Origin of the sequence: Psychrosphaera ytuae (genome assembly GCF_017638545.1) — a bacterium.
In the GTDB taxonomy this organism is placed as follows: domain Bacteria; phylum Pseudomonadota; class Gammaproteobacteria; order Enterobacterales; family Alteromonadaceae; genus Psychrosphaera; species Psychrosphaera ytuae.
The window spans coordinates 2,872,873-2,893,388 of the sequence record NZ_CP072110.1; the positions used below are offsets into that span (position 1 = coordinate 2,872,873).

15 protein-coding genes and 1 riboswitch are annotated in these 20,516 nt (G+C 42.5%); of the genes, 7 read left to right on the top strand and 8 right to left on the bottom strand.

Going from position 1 to position 20,516, the window contains the following annotated elements; all coding sequences use genetic code 11:
- The 5 genes from J1N51_RS12720 to J1N51_RS12740 form a co-directional block, all read right to left on the bottom strand.
- Positions 1-858, bottom strand: a complete 858-nt coding sequence (locus tag J1N51_RS12720; RefSeq protein WP_208831629.1) for a thiazole synthase — start codon at positions 856-858, stop codon at positions 1-3.
- 16 nt (positions 859-874) lie between these two features.
- The gene (gene thiS / locus J1N51_RS12725; protein WP_208831630.1) at positions 875-1,078 is read right to left on the bottom strand and encodes a sulfur carrier protein ThiS; all 204 of its coding nucleotides are present in this window, start codon (positions 1,076-1,078) and stop codon (positions 875-877) included.
- Positions 1,079-1,095: 17 nt separating this feature from the next.
- Positions 1,096-2,334 (bottom strand): FAD-dependent oxidoreductase, encoded by a 1,239-nt coding sequence (locus J1N51_RS12730; RefSeq protein ID WP_208831631.1) that lies wholly within the window; start codon positions 2,332-2,334, stop codon positions 1,096-1,098.
- Positions 2,321-4,228, bottom strand: coding sequence for a phosphomethylpyrimidine synthase ThiC (thiC, locus tag J1N51_RS12735; RefSeq protein WP_208831632.1), 1,908 nt, complete (start codon positions 4,226-4,228; stop codon positions 2,321-2,323). The genes J1N51_RS12730 and thiC overlap by 14 nt, the downstream gene beginning before the upstream one ends.
- A gap of 94 nt (positions 4,229-4,322) precedes the next feature.
- Positions 4,323-4,458, bottom strand: a riboswitch (TPP riboswitch).
- Positions 4,459-4,552: 94 nt separating this feature from the next.
- A complete protein-coding gene (locus tag J1N51_RS12740) occupies positions 4,553-5,425 on the bottom strand; it encodes a LysR substrate-binding domain-containing protein (protein WP_208831633.1) in 873 nt (290 codons plus the stop codon).
- A 168-nt stretch (positions 5,426-5,593) separates the two neighbouring features.
- On the opposite strand from J1N51_RS12740, the gene J1N51_RS12745 reads away from it, so the two are divergent.
- The 7 genes from J1N51_RS12745 to J1N51_RS12775 all read left to right on the top strand — a co-directional run bounded on the left by J1N51_RS12745 (position 5,594) and on the right by J1N51_RS12775 (position 16,376).
- Entirely contained in the window at positions 5,594-6,724 is a 1,131-nt protein-coding gene (locus tag J1N51_RS12745; protein WP_269802007.1) for an S-(hydroxymethyl)glutathione dehydrogenase/class III alcohol dehydrogenase, read from the top strand.
- Between the two features lie 64 nt (positions 6,725-6,788).
- Complete coding sequence (fghA, locus tag J1N51_RS12750; RefSeq protein WP_208831634.1) at positions 6,789-7,652, top strand: S-formylglutathione hydrolase; 864 nt, start codon at positions 6,789-6,791, stop codon at positions 7,650-7,652.
- Positions 7,653-7,785: 133 nt separating this feature from the next.
- The gene (locus J1N51_RS12755) at positions 7,786-8,919 is read left to right on the top strand and encodes an FIST signal transduction protein (protein WP_208831635.1); all 1,134 of its coding nucleotides are present in this window, start codon (positions 7,786-7,788) and stop codon (positions 8,917-8,919) included.
- A 6-nt stretch (positions 8,920-8,925) separates the two neighbouring features.
- On the top strand, positions 8,926-10,818 hold the full coding sequence (locus J1N51_RS12760; protein ID WP_208831636.1) for a putative bifunctional diguanylate cyclase/phosphodiesterase: 1,893 nt from the start codon (positions 8,926-8,928) through the stop codon (positions 10,816-10,818).
- An 85-nt stretch (positions 10,819-10,903) separates the two neighbouring features.
- Complete coding sequence (locus J1N51_RS12765) at positions 10,904-13,015, top strand: TonB-dependent receptor (RefSeq protein WP_208831637.1); 2,112 nt, start codon at positions 10,904-10,906, stop codon at positions 13,013-13,015.
- Between the two features lie 44 nt (positions 13,016-13,059).
- Entirely contained in the window at positions 13,060-13,260 is a 201-nt protein-coding gene (locus J1N51_RS12770; protein WP_332874930.1) for a DUF2986 domain-containing protein, read from the top strand.
- 140 nt (positions 13,261-13,400) lie between these two features.
- Positions 13,401-16,376: a ligand-binding sensor domain-containing diguanylate cyclase gene (locus J1N51_RS12775; RefSeq protein WP_208831638.1), complete on the top strand. Its 2,976-nt coding sequence runs from the start codon at positions 13,401-13,403 to the stop codon at positions 16,374-16,376.
- A 123-nt stretch (positions 16,377-16,499) separates the two neighbouring features.
- On the opposite strand, the gene J1N51_RS12780 is transcribed toward J1N51_RS12775, so the two are convergent.
- From J1N51_RS12780 to speA, 3 genes are all read right to left on the bottom strand, one after another.
- The gene (locus J1N51_RS12780; RefSeq protein WP_208831639.1) at positions 16,500-17,198 is read right to left on the bottom strand and encodes an OmpW/AlkL family protein; all 699 of its coding nucleotides are present in this window, start codon (positions 17,196-17,198) and stop codon (positions 16,500-16,502) included.
- A 371-nt stretch (positions 17,199-17,569) separates the two neighbouring features.
- A complete protein-coding gene (gene speB / locus J1N51_RS12785; protein ID WP_208831640.1) occupies positions 17,570-18,505 on the bottom strand; it encodes an agmatinase in 936 nt (311 codons plus the stop codon).
- Positions 18,505-20,415, bottom strand: a complete 1,911-nt coding sequence (gene speA / locus J1N51_RS12790; protein ID WP_208831641.1) for a biosynthetic arginine decarboxylase — start codon at positions 20,413-20,415, stop codon at positions 18,505-18,507. The genes speB and speA overlap by 1 nt, the downstream gene beginning before the upstream one ends.
- Positions 20,416-20,516: the final 101 nt, after the last annotated feature.

Consider the following 20,516-nt stretch of genomic DNA (forward strand, 5'->3'; position numbering starts at 1 on the left):
TTAGTTTTTGTCATTGTGCCAGAAGGGCATTCCAATCGTTGGTGTGCTCGGTTGAGCAGAGTCACGCTTGGTAATAACCCCTGCGAGGTATCCTTCTCTGCCAGCAATAACACTATGTTTAAATGCAGTTGCCATATTTACCGGATTTGTTGCCTGTGCAATCGCGGTATTGAGTAAAACGGCATCATAGCCGAGCTCCATCGCAATACACGCGTCAGAAGGCTTGCCCAAACCCGCGTCGATAATGAGTGTAGTATCTGGTAGGCGATGACGAATGGCCTCAAGAGCAAAAGGGTTGAGAACTCCTTGGCCCGAGCCAATAGGCGACGCCCAAGGCATTACTACTTCACAACCAACATCTGCAAGGCGTTGGCATAATACCAAGTCATCTGTGCAATAGGGTAAAACATTAAACCCCAAATCAATTAAGGTTTTGGCAGCGTCGACTAAGTTTAATGTGTCTGGTTGTAAGCTATAGTCGTCACCGATGAGTTCGAGCTTAATCCAGTTGGTATCAAAAACCTCCCTGCTCATTTGAGCCAAGTTTATGACCTCTTTTGCACTGTGACAGCCTGCTGTATTTGGCAGTAAAGTCGTATTGAGTGCTTTGATTTGATTCCAAAATTCATTATTTGACGTACTTTCCGTCGCCTTTTTAGGGTGATTAATGGCCTTATTACTGAGTAAGTTTTGGCGGCGTAGCGACAAGGTAACGATTTGGCTTCCGCTTGCTTTAATTGCTTCACTCATGATTGAAAGGCTCGGATATAAAGCTGTGCCGATTAACAGCCTACTATCAAAAGACTGACCATAGATCGAAAGCTTCTGTTGCGTAGACGGTAAAGGATTAGAGGTCATAGTTTACTACTCACTCTTAGCCACCAAAGATAGGTGAGACGACATCAACTGTATCGCCTTCACTGAGTAAAAAGCTTGAGTATTCTGCTCTTGCGACAAATTCACCATTGATGGCAACAGAGAAAGGTTTTTTAAACTCAAGTTGTTCTAAGGCTGCGTCAATGGTTTCTTTGTCTTTAAAATCAAAGTGCAGCAGTTCTCCATTTACAATTAAATTCATCATTTTTTCCTTGCAAATCATGTTCTTGAAAGTTGTCTCAGCCTGGTGGCAAGCATGTCATTTAAGTTACTAAATTTTACGTAATTTTCAGAATTTGGCAGTTGCTTAATAAGGAGTGGCCAAAGTGTTTGTAACACATCTGGTAATAGTAAATAACCATGTCGGTACAAGCCATTTATGCTAATTACGTTACCTTGTTGCCATACCAATGGTTCGTTATCTTCAAAAGTTGGGCGCAAACCGACATCCATCGCTTCGATTTGTGCCTCTGCAAAACCACTATGCACAGAATAGGCAGCAGAAAGTAACTCCAGTGCTGACCTTGTAGTCATTGCGTGTAAAGACTCACTTTCAATTTCGGTAGCGCCAATGACATAACGATGATTGGGCTTGGGAACTATGTATAGCGCATATCTAGGGTGCATTAAACGGATAGGGCGGTTCAGGTTCACTTCGGGGGCAAAAACCCGAACCGCCTCACCACGTACGCCTCTGAGTTTGCTCGATAAACTAGGGGTGTTCACGTCACAATCAGTGGGCGTTAAATCGTGCTTGGCTCCGAGGCCACGACAATCTATAACTAATTCGTTGGGTTTGATGTGCCAATCTGATAATTTCACCTCACATTGCTCGTGTAGGTGAATGTTGGACCTAGTGATTTTTCGCTCTAAGTGCTTGAGTAGCTCAGTGTTGTCAATATGTCCTTCACCTTCAATGTAGATGGCACGACAAAGTCGCTGATTTAGCTCTGGCTCAAGTTCGATAAGACCATCTTGAGAGAGTTCGAACAAATTATCTTTTAGTTGGGGCTTAACAAGATGTTTGAAGCGGCTCAGCTCAGCGTTATCTTGGCGAAAAGCCATTACAATGGATCCTCGCTGGTGGAAGTATTTGTTGGCACCGAACAAAGTCAATAATTGCGGCCATACATTGAGTCCGCGACTACCTGCTAGTGCCAATGATTCTGAGCTAATCGCCGACTCTGCGGTGGGCGCAAGCATGGCTGCCGCTACTTTGGCTGTGATTCCTGGCGAGCTGAGCCGCTCCTTTTCATAAAGCGAAACAGCAAGTCTTTGTTGTTCAGGTAATAGTTGATTGAGCTGATCGCAAAGTAGGGCGACGAAGCGCCCTACCAAACCAGCGCCCACAATAGACACACCTGATGGAGCTATGCCCTGCGCAGTTGCACCTTGTGTACAGGCGCCTTGTGCACAGGCACCGGGCTGTTGAGAGGCCTCGGGCTTATTTGGCCGCATGATAAAGCTCGGAGCCTTTTGCTTTAAATGTCTCTGACATTTCGTCCATACCGACCATTTTTATCGTCAACAAATCATCTTGTGACTCCAAATCTGACGCATAGTCTCTGACTTCTTGAGAGATTTTCATTGAACAGAATTTTGGTCCGCACATACTGCAAAAGTGAGCCACCTTGCCAGATTCTTGCGGCAGCGTTTCGTCGTGATAGGCCAAAGCGCGTTCAGGGTCCAAGCTCAGGTTAAATTGGTCATGCCAACGAAATTCAAAACGAGCTTTAGAAAGAGCGTTATCGCGAATTTGTGCACCTGGATGACCTTTAGCCAAGTCACCAGCATGAGCAGCTATCTTGTAAGTAATCAGCCCTTCTTTTACGTCTTCCTTGTTAGGTAAGCCTAAATGCTCTTTTGGCGTTACATAACAAAGCATGGCACAACCATACCAACCAATGTTTGCAGCACCGATACCCGAAGTGATGTGATCGTAGCCCGGCGCAATATCGGTTGTGAGTGGGCCAAGTGTATAGAATGGCGCTTCGTCACAGTGCTTGAGTTGCTCTTCCATGTTTTCTTTTACCATGTGAAGAGGCACGTGACCTGGCCCTTCAACCATCACTTGAACATCGTGTTGCCAAGCAATTTTGGTTAACTCACCTAGGGTTCTTAATTCGCTAAATTGCGCCTCGTCGTTTGCATCCGCAACTGAGCCGGGACGTAAGCCGTCTCCTAAAGAAAAGGCGACATCGTATTGTTTACAAATTTCACAGATGTCTTCAAAGTGCGTGTACAAAAAGTTTTCTTTGTGATGCGACAGGCACCATTTAGCCATAATCGAACCACCTCGCGAGACAATACCCGTCACTCGTTTGGCCGTCATAGGCACGTAACGCAACAAAACGCCCGCGTGGATGGTAAAATAATCAACCCCCTGTTCGGCTTGTTCGATAAGGGTATCTCTAAATATTTCCCATGTAAGATCTTCAGCCACACCATTGACCTTTTCTAGAGCCTGATAAATCGGAACCGTGCCAATTGGAACCGGCGAGTTACGCACAATCCATTCACGCGTTTCATGAATATAACGACCCGTGGACAAATCCATTACAGTATCTGCGCCCCATTTAGTTGACCAAACGAGCTTTTCTACTTCTTCTTCGATACTGGATGTCACCGCCGAATTACCAATGTTAGCGTTCACTTTGATCAAAAAGTTACGACCAATGATCATTGGTTCAGTCTCAGGATGATTGATGTTGCAAGGGATGATGGCACGGCCTCGAGCGACCTCGTCGCGGACGAACTCTGGAGTAATTTGCTCTGGGATTTCAGCTCCGAAACTCTGACCTTGATGCTGTGCTTTTAAGATTTCATCTTTGAGTTCTTGGCGTTTTAGATTTTCTCGAATCGCAATGTACTCCATTTCTGGGGTAATAATACCTTGGCGAGCGTAATGCATTTGAGTCACATTTTTACCGGGTTTGGCGCGTCTAACCTTTGGTAAGTTATCAAACCTAATATGGTCCAAGCCTTCATCAGCAAGGCGTTGTTGACTGTATCCTGAAGTAGCACCTTTTAGTTCTTCAGTATCATCGCGCTCGGCTATCCAGTTGGCTCTGAGCTTGGGCAACCCCTGATGAACATCAATAGTTTGGTTTGGGTCTGTATACGGGCCCGAGGTGTCATAAACTTGAATAGGGTCATTGGGCTCGAAAATAGGATTGTCTTTGTCACCGCCAACAAGACTGTCGGCTAAAGTAATTTTTCGCATACCGACTTGAATATCGGGCGACGATCCTTGGATATAAATCTTTTCTGAATTGGGAAACTGTTGATTGGAACAGTTGTTAATAAATTCCGCCGCTTGCTCGCGACGTTCACGTCTGGTTGGTTGTGTCATTTTCTGCCTTTCGTATTTGTTAGTAAGCACAAAAGACGGAGTGTAGATGTGAGGTAGGACGGCAGTTCGCCAGAGGCGACAACAAATTAAAATACCGTTTTGTTACCTTGTTTCCTTCGCAGATATTAATCAGATCAGGTTCTACGGATCCCGCGCAATGCGATCTCAGCCCATTGGTCATTTAACGATAAATGATTTACCGAAAAAACCGGGCACTCCGACAAGTTCATTTTTATCATAGGGGAAAAACTAACGAGCTGACAACCCCTTACTGAAAAATGAGGTCGGCTGATAAGACTTAAACACCACTAGTTGTCTATTATTTTACGCAAGGGCGTTTCTCAAAAATTGACTAAATGCTTTCATCTTCGGTGAAAGTTGACGATTGTGCGGTGAAAGTAGCCAGACTGGTTCGTTTTTAATTTGCAGGTTGTCGAGTAACGAAACAAGTTGGTTTTGTTTTATTAAAGGCTCAACGTAATAGTCGGGTAACTGAATAATACCCAGACCTTTTAGTGCTGCATCCACCAACCCTTGGCCACTGTTGTATCTGAGTCTGCGCACTGGCTTTATCGTTTTGATGGTATCGCCATCGGCAAATCGCCATTGCTCATTAGAGCCAAGTAAACAATTGTGATCAGTTAAATCTTCAATTCGGCTGGGAGGAGTGTGCCTGGTTAAGTAGTCTGGCGACGCACACAAATAGTTTTTTCGTTTGGTCAATGGTTTGGCCATCATAGTGGAATCGGCCAAGTTACCAATTCTGACTGCTGCATCAAATCCTTGCTGAAGTAAATCCAGCTTATTATTGGTCAGTTCTACGTCCAACTTAATTTCGGGGTAGGCGAGTAAAAAGTCATTCAAAATGGGCAGAATTATTCGTTCACCGTAGGTAACTGGTGCTGTAAGTTTGATCGTGCCTTGTGGGATCTGTTGTAGTTGAGACAAGGCTTGCTCGGCGGCTTGAAGGCCATCTACCAAATGACGACTGTGGTTATAAAATACTTGGCCTTCTTCCGTGAGAGTCACTTTACGAGTCGTGCGATATAGCAGTTTAGTGTTGAGTCGCTGTTCTAACTGGTTGATGTGGCGACTTATTTGCGCTGTAGACGTTGAGAGCGCTTGTGCCGCTCGAGTAAAGTTACCTTGTTCTACTACTGCGGTAAACTCAGTGATACCGTCCCATTTATGTGTCATGTTGTTTATTACAAATTTGTAAAAGTTATTTTCATTTTAGGGTGATTATCTCTTAATGTGAAATAAATATAATGCGAAAGGTTAAATTAATGGTCTACACTAAACTAACTTCGTAAAAACGTTGAACTGAAGTAAAAGTGTCGCCTCACTCACTCTAAAGGAGTTAAGATGTCTGAACAGTTTATAAAGTCAAAAGCCGCAGTCGCTTGGGGCCCAAACCAACCAATGTCGATTGAAGAAGTTGACGTAATGCTACCTAAAAAAGGCGAAGTGTTGGTTCGTATCGTCGCTTCAGGCGTGTGTCATACCGATGCGTTTACCTTGTCTGGTGAAGATCCTGAAGGTGTATTCCCAGCTATTTTAGGCCACGAGGGTGGTGGTATCGTTGAGCAAGTCGGTGAAGGTGTCACAAGTGTCAGCGTTGGTGATCACGTTATTCCACTCTATACGCCAGAGTGTGGTGAGTGTAAGTTCTGTACTTCTGGTAAAACCAACTTATGTCAAAAGATCCGTGAAACTCAAGGTAAAGGTTTAATGCCTGACGGCACCACTCGTTTTTATAAAGATGGCGAGCCAATTTACCACTACATGGGTACCTCGACGTTTTCTGAATATACCGTTTTACCAGAGATTTCTTTAGCAAAAGTAAACAAACAAGCGCCGCTTGAAGAAGTATGTTTACTTGGTTGTGGTGTGACAACGGGCATGGGTGCGGTGATGAATACCGCTAAAGTTCAAGAAGGTGACACAGTCGCGATTTTTGGTTTGGGCGGTATTGGCTTGTCAGCCATTATTGGCGCAACCATGGCTAAGGCTAGCCGTATTATTGCAATCGACATCAACGAGTCTAAGTTTGATCTAGCGAAAAAACTAGGTGCGACTGACTGTGTTAACCCTAAAAACTTCGACAAGCCAATTCAAGAAGTGATAGTTGAGATGACCGACGGCGGTGTTGATTTTTCATTTGAATGTATTGGCAATGTTGATGTGATGCGTTCGGCCCTTGAGTGTTGTCACAAAGGCTGGGGTGAGTCGGTTATTATTGGTGTGGCTGGTGCTGGTCAAGAAATTTCCACGCGCCCATTCCAGCTGGTTACGGGTCGAGTTTGGCGCGGGACGGCATTTGGTGGCGTAAAAGGCCGTTCTGAATTGCCTGATTATGTAGAGCGTTACCTTGCAGGAGAATTTAAACTCAATGATTTTATCACTCATACTATGGGTCTAGACAAAATTAATGAGGCCTTTGATCTAATGCATGAAGGCAAGAGTATCCGCTCTGTTGTTCACTTCGATAAGTAATAACGATGACAAGCGCAGTGTATAGCTGCGCTTTTTTGTATGTGCATTTTAAAGGGAGTCCGTGATGAGCTTACCGACAAATTCTGACAGTAAATTAAATTTAGTATCTCAAACCAAAAGTTTTGGTGGCTGGCACAAGCAGTTCAGTCACGCATCCTCGTCAGTAAAAGGTGAGATGCGGTTTGCTGTGTATTTTCCGCCTCAATACGAAACAAAAAAAGACCTTCCAGTACTGTATTGGCTCTCAGGCTTGACATGTACTGACGAAAACTTCATGCAAAAAGCCGGTGCACACCGAATGGCCGCTCAATTGGGAATCGTCATTGTCGCTCCTGATACCAGTCCAAGAGGTGATGACGTCGCTAATGATGAGGGTTATGACTTGGGGCAAGGTGCAGGTTTTTATGTCAATGCAACACAAGCACCTTGGAGTGCTCATTACCATATGTATGATTATGTGGTAACAGAACTGCCAGAGTTAATTGAAAAAGAGTTTGAGGTTTCTTCAAAAAGAGCAATATCAGGTCACTCAATGGGCGGTCATGGCGCACTAATGATTGCACTTAAAAACCCTGACCGTTATTCGTCGGTTTCTGCTTTTAGTCCTATCAGTAACCCTATGGATTGTCCTTGGGGACACAAAGCGTTTTCGGCTTATTTAGGTGAAGACCAAAGTGTTTGGGCACAATATGACTCAAGTGTGTTAATGAGTAACGCCGTTGATTTGGTTCCTGCGCTGGTTGATCAAGGATTAGATGATAACTTTTTACAAGAACAGCTAAAGCCAGAGGCGCTCGAAGCTGCTGCAGCAAAGAACAATTATCCGTTAACACTCAATCGTCATGAGGGTTATGACCATAGTTATTACTTTATTTCGAGTTTTATAGACGAGCATTTTAAGTTCCATGCGGGACATTTAATGTATTGATAGACTCTAATTTTATTCAAAGGGTGTAACAAAAAAGTACACATTTTTGGTAGATTTTATTTTGTTACTGCCAAAATTTTGGTAGGTTTTGACTAACCTTATGTGAAGTCACGGTTGTTAAGGTCAGCCTACCATGAAAGTAAATCAATACCATTTTTCAGAAAATCGTTGGAATAAAGAACTGCCAACCGACGACGCTGTCACTCTTGTGTTCGCTTTTGGCTGCCGAAAGTTAATGAAACATCAAGGTGCCCTCAAGCAACTTGGAGAAAGCTTTCCAAACGCTCACATTATTGGCTGCACTACCAGTGGTGAAATCACTGGAACGGATATTTTGGACGACTCGGTTGTCGCTACCGCTATTGAGTTTGAACGAACCAAAGTTGATGTACAAAGCATAAACTTAAAAGACTACAAAGACTTAAATGAGGCTGCTCAATCTCTTGCCAATAAGCTCTCCGTTGACGATTTAAAATCCGTTTTAATTTTATCGGATGGCCAACTGGTAAACGGCACAACCTTAGTCGCTGAAATGACCAAGTCTTTGCCAGAAGGTGTATTAATAACGGGTGGTTTGGCCGGTGATAAAGACGAATTCAATGAGACTGAGGTTTGGCACAATGGTGACATTGGCCCAGGACGGATCCTTGCGTGTGGTTTTTATGGCAATGACATTGTAGTTGGTAGCGGGTCATACAGCGGGTGGAAGTCGTTCGGCCCGGAGCGTTTAATTACTAAAGCATCGGGTAATTTGCTTTATGAGCTAGATGGGCAGTCAGCATTGGCTCTATACAAACAATATTTAGGTGACTATGCAGAGCAGTTACCGGCTTCGGCATTGAGATTCCCTCTTAGTGTGCGTAACCCAGAAACAAACGAAACCCTCATTCGCACTATTTTAAACATCGATGAGGGGGAGCAAAGCCTTACCTTTGCCGGAGATGTGCCTGAAGGTTCATACGCTCAGCTGATGCGGGCAAATATCGACAACTTGATTGACGGGGCCCAAGAGGCGGCACAAAAAGCACTTCAAGACGCCTTTGCTAACAATGAGCCAGAGTTTGGATTGTTGATCAGTTGTGTTGGCCGACGTTTAGTGTTGCAACAAGAGACCGAATACGAACTAGAAAGTATTGAAGAAATGATCCCTAAGACGTGCAAGCTTGCGGGCTTTTATTCTTATGGAGAAATCTCGCCAACACAACAAAGCCGCAAGAGTGCACTTCACAACCAAACAATGACCATAACGTTTTTTTCTGAGTCATAGTACCTCATGCATAGATTACTCAAACGTCAATTGCGCCGTCATACAGACAATGATGAGATAATGACTAGCCAGGCTGGTCTTCTAAATGCGATAAGTGATGCATATGAACAAATGGATCAAGAACGTGAGATTATTGAACGCTCGCTTGATCTCGTTTCGACAGAGCTTAATCAGCAAAATGAAGCGTTGCGAACCGAAGTCGCAAAACAACAACAAGCTCAAGAAAAGCTCGATACTTCGCTAGCGACTTTAAACGCGATGTTTGATGCTACAGGTGAGGCAATAATTGTTTTTAGCCCCACTGGGCGGGTAGTCAAATACAATATTTTAGCCCAATCTTTATTTGGCTTCCCAAAACACGATGGCACACTGCTGCCCTTTGTAAGTCTCAAATACATATACAAACAGCTAGAAGACCCTGGCGAGTTTGCTAAGCATTTTAAAACCGTCAAATTAGACCCCAATGCGGACATTTTTGGTCAAACCAAATTACTCAACGGCAAAACCTTTGAATTCCATTCTTCACCACAAATACTAGGTGAAAAAGCCGTTGGTCGAGTTTGGTGTTTTAGGGATGTATCAGCGCTGAAAGAGTCGGCAGCACTGATCCGCAAGCAAGCGTATTACGATGCTTTGACAGGGCTACCAAACAGAATATTGTTGGACGACAGGTTAAAGCATGCGATTCAGTATGGTGAGCGATTTGATAACAAAGTTGCGGTGTTGTTTATTGACTTGGATGATTTTAAAAAGGTCAATGACAATGCGGGTCATCATGCAGGAGATATCTTGCTAAAAGAGGTTACCACTCGTATTCAATCTTGCATACGAGAGGTCGATACTCTGGCTCGACTTGGTGGTGACGAGTTTGTTTTGGTATTAGAAAGTATCCAAGACACTGATATTGTCTCGACAATTTGTGAACGGATCATTATTGCTCTTTCTCAATCATTTAATATCTTTGATAACGATTATTTTATTTCTTCAAGTATTGGCGTCAGCGTTTATCCGCAAGATGGTCAAACCCAGCAAGAACTAATGCGCAAAGCTGATATGGCGATGTATCGGGCAAAGTCTCTCGGAAAGAGTAACTTTCAGTTTTTTGATGACTCCCTTGAAGCTTCTTCACAGTTCCACCTTTATCTTGAAAACCAACTTAGAAGCGCAATTGAAAAGGCTCAGTTCAGCTTAGTCTTTCAGCCTAAAGTGTGTTTAAAAACACAAAAAGTCACCGCATTTGAAGCCCTCATTCGCTGGTTTGATGAAGGTGGTAATTTTGTATCACCTGCTGATTTTATTCCGCTGGCTGAGCAAACAGGCTTGATAGAGAAAGTTGGCAGCTGGGTACTTGAAGCTACCTGTCAGCAAATTAAATCTTGGAAAGACTTGGGTTTACCTTTATTACCTGTCGCTATAAACGTTTCACCTGTTGAGTTTAATTGCCAAGGTTTGGTTGACCGATTCAGACAAGCACTTGAGAAGTATGGTATTCCGGGAGAAATGTTGGAAATCGAAATAACCGAATCGGTATTCTTTGAAGACATGAATAAGATGTCGGAGATATTGCAAAAGTTACGCGAACTGGGGATCACGGTGGCCGTCGATGACTTTGGCACCGGCTTTAGTTCGTTGCAGTATTTACACCAATTACCTATCGATGTTCTCAAAATTGACCGCTCGTTTATAATTGATTTAGAGGGGAATTCTCACAATGAAGCTATTGCTGATACGATTCTTACTCTGGCTCGTAATCTAAAGTTAACGGTTGTTGCAGAAGGCGTAGAGACTCAAGCTTCAATCGACTTTCTTAGCGAAAGAGGTTGTGAACTGGCTCAAGGGTACTTTTTTTATAAGCCTATGCAAGCATCCGATGTGACCGCTTTGTTGATTAATCATTGAAATAATTAGAACTGTCGGTGCACTTTTTTAATCGTTGTAAAGTAAGTAACATTACGTTTTTATTGATTAAAATTATAAGGCTCCCATGAAAAGGACCCCTTCGGTGTTAGTAGTTGCGATTGGGCTTGTGCACTCAATAGCACTGGCAAGCGATGATACTAACCAGACTGCAGAGCAAATAGCACCAATACTCAGTGCAAAGCAAAAATCGATTGAAGTTATTACCACGACAGCATCTCGTATTGAAGCGAGCACAGGATCAATTCCATTAGCATTGTCTGTTGTAGGCGCAGACGCTTTAGCACGAAAAAATGCGGTTCATGTTGAACAAGCACTTCAGTTAGTTGCAGGTGCCAATATTCATCGTGGCAATGGACAAGAGTACTTACCCTCATTGCGTTCGCCGGTGCTGTCAGGTGCAGGCGCATGCGGCGGGCTACTTACTCTGGAGGATGGTATTCCTCTTCGCTCTTCTGGATTTTGTAATATCAACGAGCTGTTCGAATCACATACTGAACAAGCCACTCGAATAGAGGTGCTAAAGGGACCTGGTTCGCCATTATACGGCTCTAATGCCATCCACGGTGTGATCAATGTCGTCACTCCTGATACCACTTACTCACACTTCAAAGCGGGTTTGGACCTTGGTTCATATGGATATAAGCGCACTAAACTTTCAACCGGGACTGAGTTTGATAACCAAGGTCTGGGTCTAGCAGTTACTTTGACCGATGATACTGGCTTTAGGGATGATGAAAGTGTTGAACAACACAAGGTGTCTTTGCGCCATCGCTATGATGGCCAAGTTTATAGCGTTAAATCAGGTCTAACTTATACCAACCTAGATCAACAAACAGCGGGCTTTATAGAGGGATTTGAAGCGTATAAAGACGAAGGAACGTCACAGCAAAACTTTGACCCTGATGCGTTCCGTCAAGCATCTGCACTGCGTGCTTGGAGCCAAATCAATTGGACACGGGGTGAAACTACCTTTTCGATTACACCATATGTTCGCAATCAGGATATGACGTTCTTCAAACACTTTTTACCGGGGACGCCATTAGAAGAAAATAATCAAACTGGTGTTGGTATATTGTCATTAATGCACGCTGAAGTTAACGATAACTGGCAGTTGGAGTTTGGTGTCGATACGGATGTGACTCAAGGCGAATTTTTGCAATATCAGTCAAATGAAACAGAGGGCTCTGCGTTTCTTAAGGCTACGGTTCCAACAGGTAAACATTATGATTACGACGTAACTCAGTACTCTTTTGCCTCGTTTTTGATGTCGAAATGGCAATATCGGGGTTGGCGCTTAGAGCTAGGTGGACGACTTGAGAATGTTACCTACGACTACAATAACAATATGCTTGTTGGACGGACAAAAGACAATGGTGAGGCGTGTGGCTTTGGCGGATGCCGGTATAGTCGGCCAGAATCGAGAAAAAACGATTTTAGTGGTTTTTCTCCAAGTTTCTCTCTGGCATATCAAATCGATCAGAGCCACCAGGTGTATACCAACGTTAGTAAGGGATATCGGGTTCCTCAAACTGCAGAGTTATATCAACTGCAACGCCAGCAAACCGTTGCTGAGTTAGAGGAGGAAACCGTTCGAAGTATTGAAATAGGAGCTAAGGGGTACTTATCCAAGGGTAGTTATTTACTGTCTTTTTATAAGATGAACAAAGCTAATACTATTTATCGCGATAGTGACTTTTTTACCGTTAGTAATGGTAAAACCAAGCACTCGGGTGTCGAATTGGAATTGGATTGGCAACTAACCGACTCATTGACCATGCGTTTTGCTGGTGCGCATAGCAAACACACCTATGATGCGGATCAGTATAGTGGTGGGCAAAATATTAATGGCAATGAAATCGATACTGCCCCGCGCAATGTCGCTACACTTGGGTTGGATTGGCAAACAACTAATTCGGTTAGTTTTGGCACCAGCTTAAGAACCGTCAGTCGCTATTTTACTGATCCAGAAAACCAACACAGCTATGAAGGTCATAATGTAGTAGATGCATATGCGCATTGGCAATTCAACCCTAACCTTGATGTCAGGTTAATTATCCGCAATGCCTTTGATGCGCGCTACGCTGAGCGAGCTGACTATACTAGTTTTACTGGCGATCGTTATTTTCCTGGGTTGCCTCGTCGAGTTACATTGACTATCAACTACAAAGCTTGGTGATCGTTACTTATAAAATCTAGCCCTAGGTGGGCGAAGAAGGGGATTTGATTTATACTCTTCACCCACCTCTTTTAACTCCTCATGTGGCTATGAATAGACGTAAAAAAATCAATGAGACGCTTAAGAAAAAAGCGAAAAAAATGAATGCAAAGCGCAATCCTAAAAAGAAAGAAAAATACATCTCCAAAGCGGAACGTGAAAAGTTAGCGCAACTGGATTCTCAGCAACACAATGAGGAAGACTAATTCAATAAGAAAAAAATGGGGCTGTAATTCGATTTTAATATTGGTACAGTTAGGGGATTTTTTCGCCGTTTTATACTTTTTAAAAGTTATTTTTAACCAAGCTCCCATTGTGGTTATTAAATAGGAAAATTTGGTGTTACATGGACAGAGTATTATTTCACATCACACTAATTCTGACCCTTGGGGTTGGTATATTCAGTCATTCTTCTGTGGCGAGCAACAGCACTCGTTTTGTAACAGAAAAATGGTCGACCGAATCCGGCCTTTCTCATAATACTATTTCTGCAATTTCTCAAACGGACGACAAGTATGTGTGGTTTTCTTCGTGGGAAGGAGTCGACCGATTTAATGGTCATGAGTTTGTTAACATTGAAAACATTTATAACGTTCCGGTAGAAGATAATGCGGCGAGAAGTTTAACCATCAACCAGCAAGGTGACTTGTTTGTCGGCGGAGCAAAAGGACAGTTATTGGTTCGCAATTCAGATGGAAAGTGGCGTGAGTTATATCGGTTTAAGTCACAAGTTAACTTCATCACACCAAGCCCTCTACATTACTTAGTTGTAGCGACAGAAGACCAACAGGTTTATGGTTTGTCGAGGTCAGGGCAGTTGCTCAATTTAACAGAGCAGCAACCACTTTCTGGTGTCATCACGGGGCTCTCAGTCTATGAAGACCAGGTATTAATTAGTACCACTGCAGGGCTGTTTTTTGTCCAAGACCAAACTATTGACTCAGTTAACTCATTACAAAATACCACTATTAATCACATATATGTAAAAGAAGAAAGTGTCTTTTTGGCGACCGAAAAAGGCGTTTTACACGTTCAAAATTCCGATCTGTCAGACTCTAAATGGATCATCGAAGATAAGAATGTTTTGACCTTCAGTGTTGACCGCCAAGGCCGATTTTGGTGCGGAACGGCAAAGGACGGGTTAATTGTCTATCACCCAGACGGTCAAGTTGACCACTTTAATAACTCTAATCACTTACTAGATAACCGCGTCACCACTATCTTTGAAGATGTTGATGGCAGTGTATGGGTTGGTACAGTCGGCGGTTTAACCCGTTTTTTCGAAACCGATTTTAATGCTATTTCTAAGGCCGATGGACTTCCTGCTAACTTTACTCGAGCAGTATTGGAAGATCATAACGGTACCATGTGGTTAGGGACTTCTAACGGTCTTGCCCAGTTTGACCCAAATACAGATGCTATCGAATCTCAAGCACTGTTAAATCAATCAATACTGTCCCTAGCTCTGAGTCAGTCGGGAGACATATTAGCAGGGAGTTATACCGATGGGGTTTTTGTTCGGAAGAAAGGAAGGTTCGAGCCATATTTAACTGTTGCAAACGGGTTACCGTCCAATCAAATACGAAGTATAGAAACAAGGATCCCCAATCAGATTTGGGTTGGAACTTCAGAGGGCATAGCGGTAGTAGAGACTTCATCCAACAAAGTTACACAGGTAATTGATCAGAATCAGGGCCTAAAAAACAACGCTGTTGCGGTAGTAAAGATAATTAAAGATACGGTCTGGGTCGGAACTAGCCGAGGCGTTAATTTAATTAAAAAAGGTCAAGTGGTCGAAAAATACAATTTAGCTGGAATTCAACCCGGACATATTTTTGACTTTTATTACGATGAACAAGCGGACGTAGTATTTATTGCTTCTGATTCGGGGCTTTACCGTTATCGATATCGAGATGATTCACTGGCTCGATTGCCAGAGTTTAATTACCAAAACGTCGCCAAGTTTTTTACCATACTTAAAGATGAATACAACTATCTTTGGTTAAGTTCTAACGTTGGTATTTATCGTGTCGAAAGGGATATTTTAAATGCCCATTTAGACGGTAAATTAGTGGAACTAAAATATGATGTATTTGAAGAATCGGAAGGACTGCTCAGCAAACAGGCAAATGGTCGTTCAACTCCGGCCGGGTGGTTAGATACTCGTGGCCAAGTTTGGTTTGCAACATCTAAAGGGGCCGCCAGAGCTAATACTGGCGATTTAGCCACCTATAAGCCTGTCGATGCAGCGATAAAGTTTGAGGCGGTTAGTGTCGATTTAGCATTACAAGATCTATCTTCCGACATAGTGCTACAGCCCGATGCCAAGCACCTCAAAGTTAAATTTTCGAGTATTAATTTAGTCTCACCAAAAAGAACCGTGTACCGAGTGAGGTTGACTGGATTCCAAGATGAATGGGACGAACGCGGTCAAACAAACACCATTGAGTACACAAACTTACCCCCAGGACGTTATTTACTAGAAGTTTCTTCTTCTATTGCTCCATATGAATGGAGTGTTCCCAAACAGATGACAATCGTCAAATTACCTTATTGGTGGCAAACAAATGTTTTCAAGGTAGTCAGTATTTTTGGGCTAATCTTTTGTTTGTGGTTGTCGTTATATTGGCGCTCGTATCGAGCAAGGCTACGTCAGAAAATACTGCAACAACAAGTCGATGAAAAGACAAAGGCATTACAAATTCAGTCAAGTAAATTGTTAAAGGCCAATCAAGAAAAAAGTGAGTTACTCAAACAATTAGTTGAAAGCTCCAAGGTATTGAAACGATTGTCTAATGAAGATGCATTAACTGAATTATTGAATCGACGTGCCTTCAGTGAAAAATGTGAAGAGTGGCAAACGTTAGCCGATCGCCATGGGGCGAAATACTGCATTGGCTTTTTTGATATTGATTACTTTAAGAGTATTAACGATAACTGGTCGCATAGTGCAGGCGACGCCGCGTTAAAGTCGGTGGCAGATACACTTAAAAACACCCTTAGAGAGCAAGACATAATCGCAAGGTGGGGCGGTGAGGAATTTATTGTATTGTTCCCAGAAACTTCTCTCGACACGGCCTTTGAGATGGCCGAAAAACTAAGAAAAGCAGTTTACATCAAGGATAACGAAGAGATTGCAGAAGGACTCACGATTACCATAAGTGGTGGTGTCGCAAGTTCTGAAAATGCCCACAATTATGAGCAAGTTATTCACCGAGCGGATATGGCCCTGTTCGAGTCCAAACAGTTTGGCCGAAACAAGATAAACGTGTTTTATCCAGACGCTCCAGAGCCCGGAGACAGTACAAAGTTATCGAGCTAACCTACCGTAAATGTTTGATGTAATATTCAGAACTCAATGCTTTGTTACTTACAACTGTTAATTAAAAAGCCAGCGATGCTAATCCATGCGCTGGCTTGTTCAATAATTTTATTAGCAAAACAGTTATAGCTTCATGCCAATTGATAGTGTGTAAACAATAGGATCAATATCAACACTAACAGAACCGGGAGCATTATTTGCACCAAGAGTCGGATTGTTGAGTGTGAAGGTTGCTTTGGTATCAATAGCGATATAACGAACTGAGCCATTAATAAACCAACCATTATCTAGCTGGTAGTCAGCGCCTATTTGGCCCGCAAACCCAAATGAGTTATCTAACTTCAAGTCAGAAAAGCCAATTTCTTGATTTTCAGCCGTTAAGTTTTCATCAAAAAATACAGTATAGTTTAAGCCTACACCAGCGTATGGCTGAAGTTTGCTTGAGGTATCAGCAAAATAGTAGTTTGCTGTAACCGTAGGTGGTAAATGTTTGACGTCTGCAAGTTTCCCAAGTCCAAGTGGATTAGTATTTACACTGACTTCATGACTAAAAGGCGTTGCAGCAAGTACTTCGATGTTCCATCTGTCAGTAATAAAGTAAGCAAAGTTGAGGCCTAGTTGGGTATTGCTGTCTACTGATACACCAAAACCTAAATCACCGCCAGCTAAGAATATATTCGAGCTATTGTCTTGAGGAGCAACGGTTGTTGCACCAATGCGAACTAGCATGTCATCAGTTTGATGAGCTAGAGCAGGAAGAGTCGTAACTGATAGTCCAGTTAAGGCAGTAAATAGAGCGGCATAAATACGATTTTTTGTCATTTCCAATCTCCTTTAAAAACTGAGTGCAGGATATAGAGAATGGGAGTTAGAACATTTGATCTAAAACAAATTAAGTCGTTATGGTGGTAAGGAATATTTGTTGGATTGTTGAAGGACTTCAGGCATAAAAAAAACGACATTCTTTATAAGATTTGTCGGTTATTTTTTCTCTTTTTTATCAAGAGAAGTGGTACCAGTGGGTGGACTTGAACCGCCACGCCCGAAGGCAACGGATTTTGAATAGACGGTGCCTAAAAATTAACATCTTAAAATAAGTGCGAGACGGCCGATAAGCCGTCTCAATCACCTTAAATTTATTCAATAAGCTCTAGTACAAATAAACGCAGAAAGGTAGCCATGGTTTTTAATTGTTATTTAATGTTTCTTGTAGCCCATAAGTGTAATAAATCTAACCCTATAGTGGCCGCGGCTAGTGCAGTTGTTTCACTCTGATCATAAGCTGGTGCTACTTCAACAACATCCATGCCTACCAAGTTTATTCCCTGTAAAGCGTTAAGGATTTTAAGTACCTTATCTGTTGTTAGACCACCACATACAGGAGTTCCAGTACCTGGAGCAAATGCAGGATCTAAACAGTCTATATCAAAGGTTAAGTAAACCGGCAGGTCACCAATAGTTGTTTTAATTTGCTCAACTATGTCACTTACTGACATGTCATTTGCTTGCATAGCGTTAATTACATTAAAACCATGACCTTTTTGTTTGTAATTTGTACGAATGCCTATTTGCACAGAATTTTCTTTTTCTATCAAGCCTTCGTTTGGCGCATGGTAGAACATTGTGCCATGGTCGTATCGACTGCCATTGTCATATGTATCGGTATGTGCATCAAAATGAACTAACGCCATTTTTCCAAATTTTTTGGCGTGAGAACGCAACAATGGCAAGGTCACAAAATGATCTCCGCCAAGACTCAATAGGCTCTTACCTGATGATAGTATTTCATCAGATGCCATTTCCACCCGCGCACAAAACTCTTCACTGTCTCCAGCCGAAAAGACCAAATCGCCCGCATCCGCCAAACTGCACACCTCCGCCAATTTAAAGTCCCAAGGAAAACGTCGACCTTCCCATGCTAGGTTAATTGATGCTTGACGAATGGCGTCTGGCCCCATTCTTGCGCCGGAGCGACCAGAAGTAGCCATATCAAAGGGCAGTCCTAATATCACTACATCGGCATTGCTTTTAGTTGGATCTAATGTCAGAGGAGACCGCAAAAAAGTCATCGCGTTTGAGTATATGGAATTATCAATCTGATTAAATACACTGCTGGTTAAAATCGACATTAAAAGTCCTCCAAATATGTGTAGCCGTTTAACCCGGCTACTAATTCATTAAAAATATCTTCACGTTCAGTATTTGGTAATTTATTGTTTACCAATTCACTGTATGTTTGTTTGAATTTACTTGCTTCTAAATGCACATAGGTCAGCATATCTTCGACAGTATCACCTTCATTAATTTCTGTGATTTCAATCTGTCCTTCGTTATCAAGCAGAACAACAACACTGTGTGTGTCACCAAATAAATTATGCATGTCCCCTAATATTTCTTGATAGGCTCCTACCAAGAAAAAACCGAGTAAATACTCATTCCCTTCTTTCCAACTAGGAACGGGTAACGTTTTTTCTATACCTTGGCCATCTACGTAATGATCAACAGCACCGTCAGAATCACAGGTAATATCAAGCAGAACAGCTCTTGTTTCATCACAGCGGTCTAAATTGGACAATGGCAATACTGGAAATACTTGATCGATTCCCCACGCATCCGGTAATGATTGAAATAACGAAAAGTTAACGAAGAATTTGTCTGCTAACTTTTCCGTTAAATCATCAATAATCGGACGGTGGAAGCGGTTTTTCGTATCCATTAACTTGTTCAGTTCGTAACAAACTCTTAAATTAACCTGCTCGGCCCATGCTCTTTGCTCAAGCGTCAATAAACCTAACGCAAATTGATGGTGAACCTCCTGAATATCGGCTTGGCTATCGTGGTAAATTTCAATGAGCGCTCTGTCATCGATGCGCTTATTAAGCTGCTGCCAGGACATCCACATATTATTTAGAATAAGAGGTGCATCTTCTAGAGGTGGCTCAATTTCTTCAGCTACGTATGATTCAGCTCCAATAACATTAGAAATTAGTACCGCATGATGAGCCGTGAGCGCGCGCCCAGACTCAGAGATAATTAACGGCATTGGCTCTTCGTAGCTACGACACGTATCTCCGATCGTGTGAACTATGTTATTAGCATACTCCGCGAGGCTATAATTCATTGAATTATGAGACTGACTGCGGGTTCCGTCGTAGTCGACTGCTAAACCACCACCTACGTCCATGCAGTCGATCGCTGCGCCTAGTTTTCTTAATTCACAATAAAAGCGAGCCGCTTCACTAACGCCTAAGCGCACATCGCGAATATTCGCCATTTGTGAGCCTAGATGAAAATGGACAAGTTTCAACGCGTCGAGCATTTCTTCGCTACGCAGCGTATTAATAACCTTTAATACCTGAGACGCAGACAAACCAAACTTCGACTTTTCTCCGCCGCTTGCCTGCCATTTGCCTTTGCCTTGCGACGCTAATCTGATTCTTATTCCTAGTCTTGGTGTCACCCCAAGGCTTTTTGCTTCAGCTAAGATCATTTCTAGCTCAGACATCTTTTCCAACACAATGTGAACTTTATGTCCTAGCTTTTCACCAATTAAGGCTAAACGAATATACTCTTTGTCTTTGTATCCATTACACACGATTACTGAAGAGACTTTTTGCGCTAGCGCCAATACGGCCAATAGCTCAGCTTTGCTCCCAGCTTCGAGGCCCAGTTGACTCACCTGTTTGTCAGTTTGGCTGGCAAGAATACTGTCTACCACTTCTCTTTGTTGATTGACTTTTATTGGATAAACAAGCAGATACTTGTTTTCATAACTATAATCTGAAATGGCTTGATTAAACGCGCCGCATAAGTTCTCAACGCGATTATGAATAATTTGTGGAAATCGAACTAATGCAGGTAATGACAACCCCTTCGCTTTGATCAGTTTTGCAATGTCCGAAATATTTGCCGTGTGCTCTTTCATAATTTGATTTGGCGAGACGTAAACATTACCTTGATCATTGATACCGAAGTAACCTTGACTCCAATGCTTAACATTGTAAGTAGCACGGACCTTATCAACGGTTGATTTGTTCATTAACTTTCCTTCACCGAGGCTAAAAACCGAGAGTACAACTCAATTACAAATCTAAGTACAACAAAATAATTTAGTTATACCGACCAATTCTATTTATCGTA

Coding starts and splice junctions, on each gene's coding strand:
- J1N51_RS12775 (WP_208831638.1), top strand. CDS start 13,401: ATGGACAGAGTATTATTTCACATCACACTAATTCTGACCCTTGGGGTT.
- fghA (WP_208831634.1), top strand. CDS start 6,789: ATGAGCTTACCGACAAATTCTGACAGTAAATTAAATTTAGTATCTCAA.
- speA (WP_208831641.1), bottom strand. CDS start 20,415: ATGAACAAATCAACCGTTGATAAGGTCCGTGCTACTTACAATGTTAAG.
- J1N51_RS12740 (WP_208831633.1), bottom strand. CDS start 5,425: ATGACACATAAATGGGACGGTATCACTGAGTTTACCGCAGTAGTAGAA.
- J1N51_RS12780 (WP_208831639.1), bottom strand. CDS start 17,198: ATGACAAAAAATCGTATTTATGCCGCTCTATTTACTGCCTTAACTGGA.
- J1N51_RS12755 (WP_208831635.1), top strand. CDS start 7,786: ATGAAAGTAAATCAATACCATTTTTCAGAAAATCGTTGGAATAAAGAA.
- J1N51_RS12760 (WP_208831636.1), top strand. CDS start 8,926: ATGCATAGATTACTCAAACGTCAATTGCGCCGTCATACAGACAATGAT.
- J1N51_RS12720 (WP_208831629.1), bottom strand. CDS start 858: ATGACCTCTAATCCTTTACCGTCTACGCAACAGAAGCTTTCGATCTAT.
- J1N51_RS12745 (WP_269802007.1), top strand. CDS start 5,594: ATGTCTGAACAGTTTATAAAGTCAAAAGCCGCAGTCGCTTGGGGCCCA.
- thiS (WP_208831630.1), bottom strand. CDS start 1,078: ATGAATTTAATTGTAAATGGAGAACTGCTGCACTTTGATTTTAAAGAC.
- J1N51_RS12730 (WP_208831631.1), bottom strand. CDS start 2,334: ATGCGGCCAAATAAGCCCGAGGCCTCTCAACAGCCCGGTGCCTGTGCA.
- speB (WP_208831640.1), bottom strand. CDS start 18,505: ATGTCGATTTTAACCAGCAGTGTATTTAATCAGATTGATAATTCCATA.
- J1N51_RS12765 (WP_208831637.1), top strand. CDS start 10,904: ATGAAAAGGACCCCTTCGGTGTTAGTAGTTGCGATTGGGCTTGTGCAC.
- thiC (WP_208831632.1), bottom strand. CDS start 4,228: ATGACACAACCAACCAGACGTGAACGTCGCGAGCAAGCGGCGGAATTT.